At 64.4% G+C, this 14,378-nt stretch carries 8 protein-coding genes; 5 read left to right on the top strand and 3 right to left on the bottom strand.

What is annotated here, in order from left to right; genetic code table 11:
- From bcsZ to NCT03_RS16900, 4 genes are all read left to right on the top strand, one after another.
- Nucleotides 1–1,152 (top strand): cellulose synthase complex periplasmic endoglucanase BcsZ, encoded by a 1,152-nt coding sequence (bcsZ, locus tag NCT03_RS16915; RefSeq protein WP_244828587.1) that lies wholly within the window; start codon nt 1–3, stop codon nt 1,150–1,152.
- Nucleotides 1,152–5,969 (top strand): cellulose synthase subunit BcsC-related outer membrane protein, encoded by a 4,818-nt coding sequence (locus tag NCT03_RS16910; RefSeq protein ID WP_502800384.1) that lies wholly within the window; start codon nt 1,152–1,154, stop codon nt 5,967–5,969. The genes bcsZ and NCT03_RS16910 overlap by 1 nt, the downstream gene beginning before the upstream one ends.
- Before the next feature lie 195 nt (nt 5,970–6,164).
- Nucleotides 6,165–6,500, top strand: coding sequence for a host attachment protein (locus NCT03_RS16905; RefSeq protein ID WP_250466674.1), 336 nt, complete (start codon nt 6,165–6,167; stop codon nt 6,498–6,500).
- A 144-nt stretch (nt 6,501–6,644) separates the two neighbouring features.
- The gene (locus NCT03_RS16900) at nt 6,645–6,914 is read left to right on the top strand and encodes a hypothetical protein (RefSeq protein ID WP_250466672.1); all 270 of its coding nucleotides are present in this window, start codon (nt 6,645–6,647) and stop codon (nt 6,912–6,914) included.
- Between the two features lie 41 nt (nt 6,915–6,955).
- Here NCT03_RS16900 and NCT03_RS16895 read toward each other — a convergent pair whose 3' ends face one another.
- Complete coding sequence (locus tag NCT03_RS16895) at nt 6,956–7,636, bottom strand: response regulator transcription factor (protein WP_250466671.1); 681 nt, start codon at nt 7,634–7,636, stop codon at nt 6,956–6,958.
- On the bottom strand, nt 7,633–8,913 hold the full coding sequence (locus tag NCT03_RS16890) for a sensor histidine kinase (protein ID WP_250493214.1): 1,281 nt from the start codon (nt 8,911–8,913) through the stop codon (nt 7,633–7,635). The genes NCT03_RS16895 and NCT03_RS16890 overlap by 4 nt, the downstream gene beginning before the upstream one ends.
- Before the next feature lie 297 nt (nt 8,914–9,210).
- Between NCT03_RS16890 and NCT03_RS16885 the strand changes: the two genes are divergently transcribed.
- On the top strand, nt 9,211–9,399 hold the full coding sequence (locus NCT03_RS16885) for a hypothetical protein (protein ID WP_250493213.1): 189 nt from the start codon (nt 9,211–9,213) through the stop codon (nt 9,397–9,399).
- Nucleotide 9,400: 1 nt separating this feature from the next.
- Here NCT03_RS16885 and NCT03_RS16880 read toward each other — a convergent pair whose 3' ends face one another.
- Nucleotides 9,401–14,257, bottom strand: coding sequence for an NAD-glutamate dehydrogenase (locus tag NCT03_RS16880; protein WP_250493212.1), 4,857 nt, complete (start codon nt 14,255–14,257; stop codon nt 9,401–9,403).
- Between the last annotated feature and the right edge of the window lie 121 nt (nt 14,258–14,378).

Here is a 14,378-nt window from a genome sequence, read left to right as displayed (position 1 = left end):
ATGCGGGGTTCAATTTCGAAGGCCGCCGTCGCGGGTGTTCTTGCCGGCGCGGCGTTGAGTTCACAAGCTGCACAGCAATGCGAATGGCCGGCGTATCGGTTGTTCGTCGAGCGCGTCGTGCAGGCCGATGGCAGAGTCGTCGACCATTCCACCGACGCGCAGCAGACCACCTCAGAAGGCCAGTCCTACGCCCTCTTCTTCGCGCTGGTCGCCAACGACCGCGCGACTTTCGACCGTCTGCTCGACTGGACGCGCGCCAATCTGGCCGGCAATCAGTTCGATGCGAACAACGTGCGTCTGCCTTCGTGGCAATGGGGCAAGAAGCCGGACGGCAGCTATGGCGTGATGGACCCGAACTCGGCATCGGATTCGGACTTGTGGATTGCATACGACTTGCTGCAAGCCGGACGGCTGTGGAAGGAGCCGGCTTATACGAAGCTCGGCCAGGCGCTCGCGGCGCAGATCGCCAAGCAGGAAGTGGTCGATCTGCCGGGCCTCGGGCCGATGCTGCTGCCCGGTCCGCAAGGCTTTCGCACAGGCGATGTCACGCGTCTGAACCCGAGCTATCTGCCGCTGCCGCTCCTGCGAGCATTGGCTCGCGACATGCCCGACGGCCCGTGGGCGAAGCTCGCGCAAAGCGCCGCGCGCATGATCAAGATCACCGCGCCGCGCGGCTATGCGCCCGACTGGGCGGCGTATCAAACAAGTCAGAACGGCCAGTTCGTGGTCGATCCAAAAAGCGGCGATACCGGCAGCTACGACGCGATCCGCGTCTATCTTTGGGCCGGCATGACGGCAGCGGGCGATCCGCTCGCGAAGCCCTGGCTCGACGCGCTCGGCGGCATGCGCCAGAGCGTGGCGCAGACGGGATTTCCGCCGGAGAAGGTTTCTTCGACGACCGGTACGGCCAGCGGCGAAGGCCCGCTCTCGTATTGGGGCGCGCTCGCGCCATACTTCAAGGCGCTGAACGACCAGCACGGCCTGGGCCTCGCGCGCACGCATCTCGAAGCACTCGTCGCGCCGCCGGGCGCGGGCCGCGAACCGGTGTATTACGACCGCGTGCTCGGTCTCTTCGGTGGCGGCTTCGTCGAAGGCCGCTATCGCTTCGACGAATCCGGCCGTCTCGTGCCGAACTGGAGAAGCGCATGCTGATGCGGGCCAGACAACGTACCTTGGCCATCCGCATCGCGGCATTGTTCGCGGCGGCGGCGCCGGCCATCGCCATCGCGCAGACGAGTGCCGATCCGCTCAACGTGTTGATCGACCAGGGCAAATACTGGCAGTCGCACAAGCGCGGCGACCTCGCGGAGCAGGCGTGGCAGAAGGTGCTGCGCCTCGACCCGAAGCAGCCCGATGCGCTCTTCGGCATGGGCATGGTGCTCGCCGATCGCAAGGACGGTAGCGGCGCGCAGCAATATCTCGCGCAACTGCGTCAGGTCGCGCCGAACTATCCGAACATCGACGATCTGGGGCGGCGTCTCGGCGAAACCAGCGCGCGCGATCAGACCGTCAACGACGCGCGCCGTCTCGCGCAGAGCGGACAGAGCGCGTCGGCGGTGCAGGAATACAAGCGTGCCATCGGAGGCAAGCCCGCGACGCCCGAACTTCAGCTCGAGTATTATCAGGCGCTCGCCGCGACGCCGCAAGGCTGGGACGAAGCGCGACGCGGCCTCGAACAGCTCGCGCGCCAGAACGCCGACGATCCGCGCTACACCCTCGCCTATGCGCAGCATCTGACGTATCGCGATTCGACGCGGCGCGATGGCATCGCCCGGCTGGCGGCGTTGTCGAACGACAGCACGGTCGGCGCGCAGGCGAAGAAGAGCTGGCGGCAGGCGCTGCTGTGGCTCGGCGCGCGCGCATCGGACGCACCGCTGTTTCAGGCGTATCTGCAAGGTTCGCCCGACGATGCCGCCGTCAAGGCGCGTTTCGATTCGATGGTGCTGCAGGACAAGGAAGCACGCGAACGCGCGCAGGCGGGCGCAGTCGTCGATGCACGCGGTCGCACTGTCGCAGAAGGTTTCGCTGCCGTGGATCGCGGCGATCTGGTCGCGGCGCAGGCGCGTTTCTCGTCGGTGCTCGCAAGCGATCAGAACGATGCCGACGCGCTCGGCGGCCTCGGCGTCATCGCGCTGAAACAGGAGCGTTTCGCGGAAGCGCGCAGCTATCTCGAACGCGCGTCGCGGGCCGGCAATCCGGCGCGCTGGAAGGACGCGCTGACGAGCGCGACGTACTGGACCTATACGAGCGATGCCATCGGCGCACGCAGCAACGGCGAGATCGCGAAGGCCAAAGCGCTCTTCGAACGCGCCATCGCGACGAGTCCCGCCGATGTCACCGCGCAGACGCTGCTCGGCGAAATGCTGCTCGCGAATGGCGATCCGAAGGGCGCGGAGGCGGCGTACCGCATGGCGTTGCGGCGTCAGGCGGACAATCCCGATGCCATTCGCGGACTCGTCGGCGCGCTCGCGGCGCAGGGACGCGGCGATGAAGCGCTCGAGTTCGCCAACAAGCTGAACTTGGAGCAACAGGCGAAAGCCGGCGGCATCAACAAGCTGCGTGGCGATGCGCAAGCCGCGCAGGCACGCGCCGCCGAAGCACGCGGCGATCTGGGTACGGCGCGCAGTCTCTTCGAGGACGCGCTGCTCAATAGCCCCGACGATCCGTGGCTTAGGCTCGACCTCGCGCGCATTTACGTGCGTCAGGGCGGGGTCGGCAATGCGCGCAGCATGATGGACGGCTTGCTCGCGGCGCACCCCGACATGACCGACGCGCTCTACGCGAGCGCCCTTCTGTCCGCCGAAACACAGGACTGGTCGACGGGTCTATCGCAACTGGACCGGATTCCCGCCGCGCAGCGCACGCCGGCGATGGGCGCGTTGCAGCATCGTCTTTGGGTGCATCAGCAGACCGAACTCGCGACGCGCGCCGCCGCGGCCGGTCAGCGCCAGCAGGCCTATGCGATTCTGCGTCGCGCCGAGCCGCTTGCTGCCGGCAACGCGGAACTGACGGGCGCGGTGGCGTCGGCGTATCTGAAAGCGGGCGATGCATCGCGCGCACTCTCGCTCACGCGCGGCGCGATCGCCAATTCGCCGAACGATCCCGGTCTCTTGCTGCAATACGCGGGCATCCTCTCGCAGACCCAGCAGGACGCCGAACTCGGTTCCGTGATGCGCCGGCTGCAGTCGATGCCGCTCACTGCGCAGCAACGCGCCGACTTCAACAATCTGAACGTCGGAATCGTGATCGCGCGGGCGGACAACGTGCGCCAGAGCGGCAACCTCGCGGCGGCTTACGACGTGATCGCACCTTGGCTCGCCGCGATGCCCGACAACGCCGACTTGCAGGCCGCGCTCGGCCGCATGTATACCTCGGCGGGCGACGACCGCAGCGCGCTCAACTGCTATCGAACTGCGCTCGCGCGCCGTCCGGACGACGTGAATCTGCAAGCCGCCGCGATGTCGGCCGCCACCGGCGTGCGCGATTTCAAGCTGGCGGAGACGCTCGCCAAACAGGCGTACGACACCGCGCCGAACGATCCGGGCGTGCTTGCATCGATCGGGCGAATGTATCGGGCAGAAGGCAAGCTCGATCTCGCCGCGCAGTTCCTGCAGCGCTCGCTGCTTGCGGCCAATACGCCGCTCGCGCCTGCTCCCGGTCAGCCAGCGAGCAACCTGCCGCGCGACTGGCAGACCGCGATGAGCCGTATCGGCACGATGCCGTTGCCGGGCACCAATCCATTCGAAGGCAAGACCGCCGTCGATACGGCGCCGTCCGCGCTTGCCGCCGGATCGAATGCGTTTCCGGGGTATCGCCAGAACATCACACCGACTTATTCGCAGCCCGTGCCGAACTATTTGCCGCCTCCTCAGACCGTGCCTTATTCCGCGCCTTATGTGAGTCCTTATAACGGCGCGCCGGGGGCGCCTGCCAATGTGCCTCGTCCGGTTGCGGGCGGTGGGTATGGCGGTGCGGCGGATGGGTCGGGGGAGTCGGGTGGCGGGGTCGTCCCTGTCAGGGTGCCGCGTCCGGTCGAGGGCGGCTATGGTCCCGACAGTTATGGCTCGGGGCAATCCGGTGCGCCGTTGCAGCCGTACCCGGGACAGGATCAGGGCGCGGGTGGCGCGCAGCAGGCTTATCCGGGTCAGCAGACTCAGTATGCGCAGCCGGCTTCGTATCCTCAGCAAGCGCAGTACGCGCAACCCGCTTCATATCCGCAACAAGGTCAATACGCGCAGCCCGCGCCGTATCCGCAGCAAGCGCCGATGTATCAAGGCGCGCCGTCTGCCGCTCAGGACGCGTATAACAGTTCGCCCTGGCCGATGTCGCCCGCGGCGCAAGCCGCGCAGTCGGAAGCTTATGCGCCGCAAAGCGCGAGCACTCGGGCGGGTACATCGACGGCGAAGCGCTCGGCATCGCGTAAAGCCGCCAACGCGCCGCAGCAGCAGTACGCGCAGGCGTCGTATGGTCAGCAGGCTTATGCGCAGCAAGGCTATCCGCAGCAGCAATATCAGCCGCCGTATCAGCAAGCGTATCCGCAGCAAGCTTATGCGCAGCAGCAATATCAGCAGCCCTACCCGCAGCAACAGTATCCGCAACAGCAATATCAACAACCCTATCCACCGCAATACGCCCAGCAACAGTACGTGCCGCAACCACCCGCCGGTTACGCGCAGCCGTATTATCCGCAAGCCGCGCAAGCCGGGCAGCGCGCCGCGTCCGCCGCCACGATGAACACAGGCGGCATGCCCGCGCCCGTCGCGAATCCGCAGACGGCAGGCGTCGCCGATGAACTCGCGCAGATCGAGCGGGAACAGGCCAGCACGGTGTCGGGCGGGATCATCTTCCGCAATCGAAACGGCGAGGACGGTCTCTCGAACCTCACCGATATCGAAGCGCCCATCGAAGGCCGCATCAAGGCCGGCAACGGCCACGTGATCGTGCGCGCGACGCCCGTCACGCTCGACGCCGGCACCGCCAGCAGCGAGCAGAACACGCTCGCGCGCTTCGGCTCCGGCATCAACGCGATCGCTCCGGCCGCCGGCAACCAGTACGGCTCTCAGACGGCGACCGGCGTGGGACTCGCGGTCGGTTACGAGAACCGCAACTTCAAGGGCGACGTCGGCACGACGCCGCTCGGCTTTCGCGAGACCAACGTCGTCGGCGGTTTGCAGTATCAGAACGCCATCACCGATAAAGTCTCGTACTCGCTCGCCGTCGCACGACGCGCGGTCACGGACAGCCTGCTGTCCTATGCCGGCGCGCGCGATCAGCTTGCGGGCGCGACCTGGGGCGGCGTGACATCGAGCGGTGCGCGCGGCGACCTCGCCTGGGACGACGGCACGAGCGGTGTCTATGTCAACGCGATGTACCAGTTCCTCGACGGCAAGAACGTCGCCACGAACAACGCGGTCAAGGGCGGCGGCGGTGTGTACACGCGCATCATCAAGGACGCGGATCAGGCGCTGACCATCGGCGCGAATACCACCTTGATGCACTACGACAAAAACCTTTCGTACTTCACCTACGGACAAGGCGGCTACTTCAGTCCGCAGCAGTACGTCATTCTCAACTTTCCGGTCGAATACATGGGCCGCACCGGGCTTTTCACATACGACCTGAAGGGCTCGATCGGCGTGCAGCATTATCGGCAGGACGCGTCGAACTACTTCCCGACGGAGCCGAATTATCAGGCGGCGTTCGCGGCGGCCAACCTTGCACCGGATGCCGGCGCGGTCTATCCGAGTCAGAGCAAGACGGGCGTGTCCTACTCGCTCAACGCGACGGGCGAATACCAGCTTGCGCCGCAACTCGCCATCGGCGCGACGGCTTCGTTCGGCAACGCGTATCAGTATCGCGAATGGCTCGCTGCCGTGTACGTTCGATACAGCTTCACGCGGCAAACCAGCGTGCAGCCGCTCTTCCCGCCGCAGGCTTTCAGCTCGCCGTATTTGTCGTTCGCGAATTGATGCGGACTCGACGCCATGCGCCTACGTTGCGGTGCATGGCGCATCGAAATTGCATGACGCTGCCTCACATCGTTGCTCCTCCTGGAACCCGCCGCGCGCTTTGCTGCACTGCGTGACAGACATGTCTGACGACGCGCGAGAGAAAGCGCACAATGTCGGGACTTCGCGCTCAAGGCCGCGAGGAGGAGGAGCAACATGACCGCCATCACCTGGGTTCTGGCCGCCGATGACAGCCGTGCCCGGATCTTCGAAACCAGAGGGCTTAAGCTTGACCTCAGGCAAATCGAGGAGCTTCGTAACCCGGCGCCCCGCGCCCCGCAGTCCAATGAACGCGACCGGCAATTCGCCAAAACCGTTGCCGAAATGCTCGAACGCAGCCGTGTGAATCATCGCTTCGATCGCTTGCGGCTGGCAGTGGAACCGCGTTTTCTCGGCACCTTGCGTGAGTATCTGAGCATAGAGATTCAAAAGCTCGTCCATGAAGATGCCAGCGAAGACTCAGCCGGCATGAGCGCGCGCCGCCCCTTCTGACGGCGCGCGCTCATGCCGACATCTGTGAACAAATGTTGAAAGTCCTTACAACGGCATACTAAGGGTCAACGAAAGACCCAAGCGCACGTTGATTCCGCATCGCGAGCCATCCGGCTTGCGGTCATGGAATCAGGAGCGCTTTAAATGAAGAAGATTTTCGCCGCGATCGTCATGGCTTCGCTGTCGCTGAGCGCGTTCGCCGCGCACGACAAGCACGACAAGCATGAAAAGCACGAGTACCGTCACGAAGAGCGTCGCGACGAACGCCGCGTCGATTCGCGTCGTCACGACGAACGCCGTCCGGACGCACGCCGTCGGGACGAGCTTCACGCCGACAACCGCGGCATGGAGCAGAATCGCGACCACGAGCACGCGCCGATGCAAGCACCGGAACACGGCGCTTTCCCGCACTAAGCCGTAACGGCAAGAAGTCGCGCCTGAGTTTCCGGCGCGGCTCAATGAACCTCTGCATTGCCAGCGCCACGCTCGCCACGATCACGGCTCGCGTACCCCGCGCATGCGCCGACCGAAGTGAAGATGCCCGCCTTGTCGGACAGACGCACCAGTTCCGCGAGCGAATGCGCTTCCATCTTTTCCATCACACGTGCGCGATGCACCTTCACGGTCTTTTCGACGGTGCCGAGTTCACTCGCCACCTGCTTGTTGAGCCAGCCGTTCACCACGAGTATCAGCACTTCGCGTTCGCGCGGCGTGAGTCGTTCGATACGGCGTTGAATTCCGGCCATTTCATCGCGGCTGGCTAGCGCCGCGGCCGAACGAAGCAGCGCGGCATCGATTGCATTGAGCAAGGCCGTATCGCCAACGGGCTTTGACAGAAAATCCGTCGCGCCCGCTTTCATGGCGCTCACCGTCATCGGAATATCGCCGTGACCGGTGATGAAGATGATCGGCAAGGTCTCGCTCGTGTTGCATAACGCGCGTTGCAAGTCGAGTCCGCTCACGCCCGGCAACTGAACATCGAGCACGAGACACGCGGGGTCCGCGCGCTTGCGCGCATGATCGAGAAACGCTTGTGCCGATGCAAACGCCTCCACGCGATAACCCGCCGCGCCCACTAGACGCTCGAGCGCGCGGCGCACGGAAGCATCGTCGTCGACGATGAAGACTTCGCTCATGGCGCGGTCCTTACGTGATCCCGAATCGGCAACCTGAAATGAAACGCCGCCCCATGTCCGCTGTTGCTCTCCGCCCAGATGCGCCCGCCGTGCATCTCCACGATAGTGCGGCTGATGGAAAGCCCAAGCCCGAGACCATCGCGCTTCGACGTATGAAACGGCTTGAAGAGTTCGTCCGTGAAGGCAGCGGGCAAGCCCTCGCCTTTATCACGCACGGTGACTTGCAGCCACGCATCGCCATCACGCGCAGCCGATACGGTCACGACGCGCTTGCCGGTGCAATCGTTCATCGCGTCGAAGGCGTTCAGCAGCAGGTTCAGCACGACCTGTTGCAACTGAATCTTGTCGCCGTGGATCTGCGGCAAGTCGGGCGCCAATTCGAGCACGACGCGAATGCCGCGCACGATGGCGTCGCTATGCACGAGCAACGCGACATCGCCGATCACGCCAGCCATCGACAAGGGCGCGACTTCCAGCTCGCCCTTTTTCACGAGCGCGCGAATGCGTCGCAAAATCTCGCTCGCACGATTGTTGTCGGCGACGAGATCGCGCAGAATCTCGCGCATTTCGTCGAGGTCGATCGGCTCGCGGCTCATGAAGCGCTGCGCCGCCTGCGCGTTGCTGAGTATGGCTGTGAGCGGCTGATTCAATTCATGCGCGAGCGATGCTGCAAGTTCGCCGAGCATCGACACGCGCGTCATATGCGCGAGTTCCTGGCGATTGCGCTGCAGCTCGTAACGGTCCGTGCGGTCGATGACCACCGCAAGCGTGAGGCAGGCGTCGCTGCCGTGCATCGCGTTGAGGGCGACATCGGCCAGAAACTGCGTGCCGTCCTTGCGGCGTGCGAAGAGTTGCGCGACGGTCGTGCCGATATCGCCAGGCTGCTGCAGGCTCGCCATCTGCAAGCCGGGCACGACGAGCTCCGCGAGTTCGCCGATCAGCTCGCAGCGCGCATAACCGAGCAGCTTTTCGGCGCTGCCGTTCACGAACTCGATACGGCCATCGGCTTGCAGAATCAGGATCGCGAGCGGAAGGCATTCGAGCGTATCGCGCAAGGACGAATTGGGTTCGATGCTCGCGGGCACTGCAATGGCTTGCGATGCGGCACCATGCGCATGCCGCTTGAACGGCGGCACGGAGAACAGCGAGCTGAAACGAAGCGAGAGCGACGCGCGCGCCACCCGGATGTCCCGCGCCGGCGCGCGCTTGCCGAAGGGCGCGAGCGTCAGTCCCATCAACGCGGCCGCGAAGGCCGCTGTGGCGTGCACGATAGCCATGACCCCGTGCTCCTGTCAGTCCGTCGCCCGTTACAAACGCGGCGGCGTGAAATGGCATGCAGGACGTAGGCGATGCCCCGGCATTTGCCAAGCGCGTCGCTACTTTCTTCTCTTGCCGATCAAGGTCGCAGCGCCAACCCGCCATCTGCAAGGCGCAGCGCGAATGTTGCGTTCACCGAAAACCTCGATCGTCAAGGCTTCGTCCAAGCAATACCACAACCGCACCGCGCGGGCACGTCCCGTGCGTTCGAGATGCGTTGAAAACGAATCAACGAACGCAACCATCAGGCAAACGCCATGAAGAACCCTTTTCTGAGCATGTGGTTGTCCGGCGCCAATACCGTGGCCGGATCGGTGCGCGGCCACGCAACGGCGGCCGCCAGGCGACAGACGAAAACGGCGACGCGCCGCAGCCAGAAGCAAGTAGCCGACTTCTGGACCGCCGCGCCCACGCCACCGAAAGCCACCAGGAAAAAGCGCCGCTGATTCAGGCGCGTTCGAGCACCGCCATTTCGCGCACCACGACGAGCAGCATCGACAGACTCGTGCCGCCGCTCGCTCGAAGCTCGGTGAGCAAGCGCGTGTAGCGGTCGAGCGCCGCCTCGCGTTTGGCGCGCCAACTCTCCACGATCACATCCGGATTGTCGATGCCTCTCGACTGTTCGAGCGCACTCACCGTCAGCGCACGCTTGAGCCGGCCGAGCTCTTCGAGCGCGGCGGCGCGGGCCAACAAGTCCCAGTGCGTGGTGATGGGCAAAGCCATCGCGCGCTCGGCGATACCGCGATAATCCAGCAACGTGCCGATGCCGAAGTAGACGCTCGCCACGATTTCGAGACCACGCTCCGAGCAGGCGGCCACTTCCGCGCTATCGAGCACCGCCGTGGCAATCTCGCCACTCGCGACACGTGCGGCGAGACTGCTTTCCACGCCGGCGTCTTCGAGTTCACGACGGCGCGCGTACCAGGCATCGAGCTGCGTGGCCGGCAAGAGCGCGGGCAGTTGCGGCGCGAGCCTATGCGCGGCTTCACGGCAACGCGCGAGCACGCCCGCCGTATCGTTCGGACTTTGTTCGAGCGTTCGCAGAAACCAGAGTGCGGTGTCGTCGAGCAGACGCACGACATCGACGAACATGCATGCCTGCACTTCATCCGCGACGAGATTGTCCAGTCCGTCGATATTGCGCCACAAGTCATCGAGGCTGAAGACGTCGCGCGCCATCAATGCGGCGCGCACGATATCGCTCGGCCGCGCATCGGTTTCCTCCATCAGCCGATGCACGAACGTGCAACCCGTGCGATTCACGAGCACGTTGGTCAGATGCGTGGCGAGAATCTCGCGCTTGAGCGGATGATGCTGCATGGTCGCGCTAAAACGGCGCTGCAGCGGCTTCGGAAAATACGCGGGCAGCAGATCGGCGACGAGCGGATCTTCCGGCACGTCGGATTCGAGCAATTCGTCGTAGAGCCACATCTTGCCGTAGGCAAGCAGCACGGCGCGCTCGGGCGATGTCAGTCCTAACCTTGCAGCGGCGCGCTCGGCGATTTCGTCGTCGGATGGCAGGAACTCGATCTTGCGCTTGAGCCGGCCCGCGCGTTCGAGATAACGCATCATGCGCGCCTCGGCATCGAGCGTTTCAGCGACGTGACGGTTAGCAATCGACAACGCCTGCGTCTGCGCGTAGTTGTCTTTCAACACGAGCAGGCCCACTTCGTCCGTCATTTCCGCGAGCAGCACGTTGCGCTGCTTCTCGGTCATCTCGCCGTCCGCGACCACGAGGCCGAGCAAAATCTTGATGTTGACTTCGTGATCCGAGCAGTCGACACCCGCCGAATTGTCGATGGCATCCGTATTGATGCGTCCGCCCCGCTGCGCGAACTCGATGCGCCCCAGTTGCGTGAAGCCCAAATTGCCGCCTTCGGCGACGACCTTGCAGCGCAGTTCCGCACCGTTCACGCGCACGGCGTCGTTGGTGCGATCGCCGACTTGCGCGTTGGTCTCGATACTCGATTTCACGTACGTACCGACGCCGCCGTTATAGAGCAGATCGGCTTCGGCGAGCAGAATCGCGCGGATCAGCTCGACGGGCGCAAGACTCGATGCCGTGATGCCCAGCACCTTCTGCACTTGCGGCGACACGGGAATGGTCTTCGCCGTGCGCGCATGGATGCCGCCGCCCGCCGAAATCAACGCGGTGTCGTAATCGGCCCAGCTCGAACGCGGCAACGCAAAGAGACGCTGACGTTCCTCGAAGCTCGTGGCCGCATCCGGATTCGGATCGAGGAACACATGCCGATGATCGAACGCCGCGATCAGGCGGATATGCCGCGACAGCAACATGCCGTTGCCAAACACATCGCCCGACATGTCGCCGACGCCGACCACGGTGAAGTCGGTGGTCTGCGTATCGAAGTTCATCTCGCGGAAATGCCGCTTGACCGACTCCCACGCGCCACGCGCCGTAATGCCCATCTTCTTGTGATCGTAGCCAACCGAGCCGCCCGAGGCGAAGGCATCGTCGAGCCAGAAGCCGTATTCATGCGCAATGGCGTTCGCATAATCGGAGAAGGTGGCCGTGCCCTTGTCCGCCGCGACGACGAGATAGGGATCGTCGGGATCGTGGCGCACGACATCGGGCGGCGGCACGATGCCATCGGGCTTGCGGTTGTCGGTGACATCGAGCAGGCCGCGCAGGAACATCTGATAGCACGCGACGCCTTCCGCGAGAAACGCTTCGCGGTCGGTGAGCGGCGGCGGATTCTTCACGACGAAACCGCCCTTCGAACCGACCGGCACGATCACCACGTTCTTCACCATTTGCGCCTTCATAAGGCCAAGCACCTCGGTGCGGAAGTCTTCGCGACGGTCCGACCAGCGCAAGCCGCCGCGCGCCACGCGGCCGCCGCGCAGATGCACGCCTTCCACGCGCGGCGCGTAGACCCAAATCTCGAACATCGGCTTGGGTTCGGGCAGACCCGGCACTTTCGAAGGATCGAGCTTGAACGAAAGGTACGGACGCGGTTCGCCGTTCGGCTCGCGGCGGAAATGATTCGTGCGCACGGTCGCCGTGATGACGCCGAGGAACTGCCGCAGAATGCGGTCTTCATCGAGATTCGGCACCTTGTCGAGGGCCGCCTCGATATCGGCGAGCACGCGCTCGACGTGCGGTTCGCGCTCTTCGGCCGAACCGCCGCGTGCGGGATCGAAACGCACCATGAAAAGTTCGAGCAGCTTCGTCGCGATCTTCGGATTGCCGGTGAGCGCGCGTTCGATATACGCGTCGCTGAAATTCGAGCCGACCTGCCGCAGATACTTCGCATACGCGCGCATGATGGTCACGTCGCGTGCGCCGAACTGCGCGCGCAGCACGAGGCGATTGAAGTCGTCGCTCTCGGTTTCGCCCGTCCAGACGCTCGCGAACGCGTTTTCGAAGAGCGGCTTCACGCGGTCGATATCGAACTCCACGTCGTCCTGCAATTCGAGACCGAAATCGTGAATCCACGCGGTAGGCGCGCCGTTCGGCTCGATCAGATACGGCCGCTCCTCGTCCACGCGCACGCCGAGATGTTCGAGCATCGGCAAGCTTGCGGACAGCGCGATCGGCTCGCCCACGCGATACACCTTGAAGCGAAACGCGCGCCGTCCCGGTTCTATGGCCGCTTCGATCGGCCGATAAAGACTCATCGCGAGACCGCCGGGGCGCGAATGCGTCGCCTCGATCAGTTCGATGTCGCGCACCGCCGTGCGTGCCGGATAATCCTCGCGATAACCGGCGGGAAACGAATCCGCATAACGGCGCAACAGCCGGTTGCCCTCTTCCTCGCCGTGACTGTCGATGAGCGCATCGGCGAGATCGTCCTGCCAGCGGCGCGCGACTTGCACGACGCGCGCTTCGAGTTCGCGCGTATCGACTTCGGGCATTGCGCCACGATCCGCGCGCACGACGATATGAATCCGCGCCAGCGGCGACTCCGACAACAGCGGCGTGAACTCGATGCTCTTGCCGTTGAACGCCTCCATCAGCACTTTGGAAATGCGGCGGCGCAGGTCGGTGTTGAACTTGTCGCGCGGCACGAACACGAGACATGACACGAAGCGGTCGAAGCGATCGCGCCGAACGAACAGACGCGTGCGCTGATGTTCCTGCAGACGCAGCACGCCGAGCGCGATGTCGAAGAGCACATCTTCATCGGCCTGGAAAAGTTCGTCGCGCGGATATTGTTCGAGCACGGAGATGAGCGACTTCGCGAGATGCCCTTTTTCGAGGAAGCCCGCGCGCCGCACGATGTTCGCGCACTTGCGCCTCACGATAGGAATCTCGGAGGTCGGCACGAGATAAGCCGTCGATGTGTAAAGCCCGAGAAAGCGCCGTTCGCCCGTGACCTTGCCGTCGGGCGAGATGCGCTTCACGCCGACGTAATCCAGATAGCCCGGCCGATGCACCGTGGCACGCGAATTCGCCTTGGTCAGAAAGATCGGCGCCGCGCCTTCGACGATAGCGGCCGCGCCCGGCGGCAGCGGCGTGAGATCGCCGCCCGCCGGCTCGCGCAGAATGCCCGCGCCCGAACCCGGCACGCCGCGCAGCGCGAGACCGTCTTCGTGCTCGACGAGGTCGTAATCGCGGCAGCCGAGGAACGTGAAGTGATCGGCCACCATCCATTCGAGAAAGGCGCGCGCTTCGAGACCGTCGGCAGACGTATCGCGCGCTTTCAGATCGGAGATGGACGCGCGCGCCGCATCGACCACTTTCGGCCAGTCCTCGACCGCCTCGCGCACGTCCCCGAGCACCCGCGCAATGCTCTCGCGCACTTCTTCGAGCCGCTCGCCTTCGCTGCAGCGGTCCACTTCGAAATGAATGAACGATTCGAGCGACGAGCGGCCATCGCCTGCATCGGCGTGACCTTGTCCTATGCGCACGATCTCGCCGGCGTGCGGCCCGGCATCCGCGCGCCACACGCGAAACACCGGATGAATGGCCGAATGCAGCGCAAGACCGAGACGGTTAAGCTCCATGGTCACGGAATCGACGAGGAAAGGCATGTCGTCGTTGACGATCTCGACCACCGTATGGTCGGAATGCCAGCCGTGCTGTTCGAGATTGGGGTTGTAGACGCGCAGGACTTCGCGCCCGCCCGCGAACTGCTGCGCCGTTTGCCAGTGCGCCATGGCCGCGCCGTAGAGATCGGCGATATCGCGACTCGCGATATCCTCGATATCCACCTGGTCGTAGTAATGACGCAGGAAAGGCTCGATGAGATGGAAGGCGGCGTCAGGCAGACGCCCGCGTGCGAATTCGAGCAGATCCTTGATGAGATGTTCGACCTGCGCTTCGTTCCTGACCAGCATGGTGCCCTCCTCAGTCTTTTCGAGTCTGTCGGATGCTCTGCAGGATTATGCGCCCCGTCGTGCGGAAGCCTTGGATGGACCATGTGCGGATGCACAATGCGCGAGCGCTCGTCAGGGCACC

The organism is Caballeronia sp. GAWG1-1 (assembly GCF_023631465.1).
Taxonomy (GTDB): domain Bacteria; phylum Pseudomonadota; class Gammaproteobacteria; order Burkholderiales; family Burkholderiaceae; genus Caballeronia.
This window is presented reverse-complemented; position numbering and strand designations above follow the sequence as displayed.

What these genes read in the sequence shown, in the direction of transcription:
- NCT03_RS16885 (WP_250493213.1), top strand. Translation starts at nt 9,211, where the DNA reads ATGAAGAACCCTTTTCTGAGCATGTGGTTGTCCGGCGCCAATACCGTG.
- NCT03_RS16890 (WP_250493214.1), bottom strand. Translation starts at nt 8,913, where the DNA reads ATGGCTATCGTGCACGCCACAGCGGCCTTCGCGGCCGCGTTGATGGGA.
- NCT03_RS16880 (WP_250493212.1), bottom strand. Translation starts at nt 14,257, where the DNA reads ATGCTGGTCAGGAACGAAGCGCAGGTCGAACATCTCATCAAGGATCTG.
- NCT03_RS16905 (WP_250466674.1), top strand. Translation starts at nt 6,165, where the DNA reads ATGACCGCCATCACCTGGGTTCTGGCCGCCGATGACAGCCGTGCCCGG.
- bcsZ (WP_244828587.1), top strand. Translation starts at nt 1, where the DNA reads ATGCGGGGTTCAATTTCGAAGGCCGCCGTCGCGGGTGTTCTTGCCGGC.
- NCT03_RS16900 (WP_250466672.1), top strand. Translation starts at nt 6,645, where the DNA reads ATGAAGAAGATTTTCGCCGCGATCGTCATGGCTTCGCTGTCGCTGAGC.
- NCT03_RS16895 (WP_250466671.1), bottom strand. Translation starts at nt 7,636, where the DNA reads ATGAGCGAAGTCTTCATCGTCGACGACGATGCTTCCGTGCGCCGCGCG.
- NCT03_RS16910 (WP_502800384.1), top strand. Translation starts at nt 1,152, where the DNA reads ATGCGGGCCAGACAACGTACCTTGGCCATCCGCATCGCGGCATTGTTC.